Origin of the sequence: Candidatus Palibaumannia cicadellinicola, from assembly GCF_002855795.1 — a bacterium.
Lineage (GTDB): Bacteria > Pseudomonadota > Gammaproteobacteria > Enterobacterales > Enterobacteriaceae > Baumannia > Baumannia cicadellinicola_C.
The window spans coordinates 1-2,418 of the sequence record NZ_NJPO01000174.1; the positions used below are offsets into that span (position 1 = coordinate 1).

The 2,418-nt window shown below is 28.4% G+C and carries 1 protein-coding gene and 1 pseudogene; both read left to right on the top strand.

From position 1 onward, the window contains the following. Nucleotides 1–537 (top strand): tRNA-modifying protein YgfZ (gene ygfZ, locus CEX73_RS03200; protein ID WP_158521399.1); only part of this gene is annotated, 537 nt, incomplete at its 5' end. A gap of 45 nt (nt 538–582) precedes the next feature. Beyond that, a pseudogene (gene mnmG / locus CEX73_RS03205) lies at nt 583–2,418 on the top strand (tRNA uridine-5-carboxymethylaminomethyl(34) synthesis enzyme MnmG); the annotation flags it as partial.

Consider the following 2,418-nt stretch of genomic DNA (forward strand, 5'->3'; position numbering starts at 1 on the left):
ATTGTATTATTAAACCAGCCAATCAATAGATTTCTTATCATAACTACAAGTGTAGTACGTGATGAATTATCAAACATACTTATAAAAAATAATCACGCACAAATTCAAAATAGTCAACAATGGTTATCATTAGATATTGAAGCTGGATACCCTATTATTGATACTAATACTAGTAGCCAATTTATACCACAAGCTATTAATTTAGATTTATTAAATGGTATTAATTTTAAGAAAGGATGTTATGTTGGTCAAGAAGTAATAGCACGAGTAAAATATCGTGGTATAAATAAACAACAACTTTACTTTTTAGTTGGAAAAGCAAATTATGTTCCAAGGGCAGGAGAAATATTAGAAATTAAAATTAATAATTATTGGCGTAGTATAGGTATAGTCTTAGCTGCATGTCTTATGCAAGATAATCATTTATGGGTACAAGCAGTATTAAATAAAAATTTAGATAAAAATAGTTTAATTAGAGTCCCAAAAGATATGAATAGTTTATTAAAACTTAATCCATTACCATATAAATATATATAATTTTAGTTATTAATAAAACAATGTTTTATATAGGTATAAATATTTATGTCTAATACAAATACGTATGAAGTAATAATTATTGGTGGGGGCCATGCTGGTACAGAAGCTGCTATGGCATCAGCAAGAATAGGGTGTAAAACATTATTATTAACACATAGTTTTCATAAACTGGGCGAAATGTCTTGTAATCCTGCTATAGGTGGGATTGGTAAAGGACATTTAACTAAAGAAATTGATGCTATGGGTGGTATTATGGCTCAAGCTATTGATTATGCTGGAATTCAATTTAGAATACTAAATGCTAGTAAAGGGCCGGCTGTTAGAGCAACTCGTGCACAAGCAGATAGAAAACTTTATCGTCAAATAATACAAAATAAATTAACATCTCAATTAAATTTAACAATTATTGAACAAACAGTAAAAAAAATTAATTATAAAAAATAATAATATTGTTGGTGTCATAACAACATTAGCAAATAGTTTTTATGCTAAAGCAATAGTACTAACAGTAGGTACTTTTTTAAATGGTAAGATTTATATAGGTCAAAATAGTTATAGTGGAGGACGTGCAGGAGATCCAGCATCGATTGAACTTTCAAATCAATTACGTGAATTACCATTTAAAGTAAAACGTTTAAAAACTGGCACACCTCCACGAATTAATAAATATAGTATTAATTTTAATGAACTAGCTATACAATATAGTGACAATCCTCTACCAATATTCTCTTTTATAGGATCGATAAAAGATCATCCACGTCAAATACCTTGTTATATAACTCATACTAATAGTATAACTCATGATATAATTAGGCAAAATTTACATTTAAGTCCAATGTATAATGGACTGATAGAAAGTATAGGACCACGTTATTGTCCTTCAATTGAAGATAAAATATGTCATTTTACTGATCGTAATTCACATCAAATTTTTCTTGAGCCTGAAGGATTAACAAGTAATCAAATTTATCCTAATGGTATTTCTACTAGTTTACCATTACATATTCAAATCAAAATGATAAACTCAATTAAAGGATTAGAAAATGCAGATATTGTACATCCTGGTTATGCTATAGAGTATGATTTTTTTGATCCACGTGATTTAAAACTAACTTTAGAAAGTAAAATTATTACTGGTTTATTTTTAGCAGGACAAATAAATGGCACTACTGGTTATGAAGAAGCTGCTGCTCAAGGTTTACTTGCTGGTATAAATGCTGCTTTACAAGTACAAGAACAAGCTAATTGGTCACCATGTCGAAATCAAGCTTACCTGGGAGTATTAATTGATGATTTATGTACATTAGGGACAAATGAACCATATCGTATGTTTACTTCTCGTGCTGAATATAGATTAACATTACGTGAAGATAATGCAGATATACGTTTAACTGAAATAGGTCGTAAATTAGGTTTAGTAAATGATGTCCGTTGGAAAATTTTTTGTCTTAAACAAGAAAATATTGAATTAGAACGTCAACGTTTACGTAATATTTGGGTACATCCTGGTACGAAAAATATAAATCATTTAAATCTGTTATTAAAAAAACCTTTAACACGTAAAATTAATGGTGAAGATCTACTTCGTAGACCAGAAATAAATTATTCTTTATTAACTGAACTAACATTGTTTGCTCCTAGATTAGTAGATAAACAAGCTACTGAACAAATTGAAATACAAATTAAATATGAAGGCTATATTACTAGACAAAAAGAAGAAATATTTCGTCAGTCATATAATGATAAAATTATCTTACCTGCTAAGATTAATTATGATTTAATTTATGGTTTATCTAAAGAAGCTATATCTAAATTAAAATATTACCAACCTTATTCTATTGGACAAGCATCACGTATTTCAGGGATTACACCTACTGATAT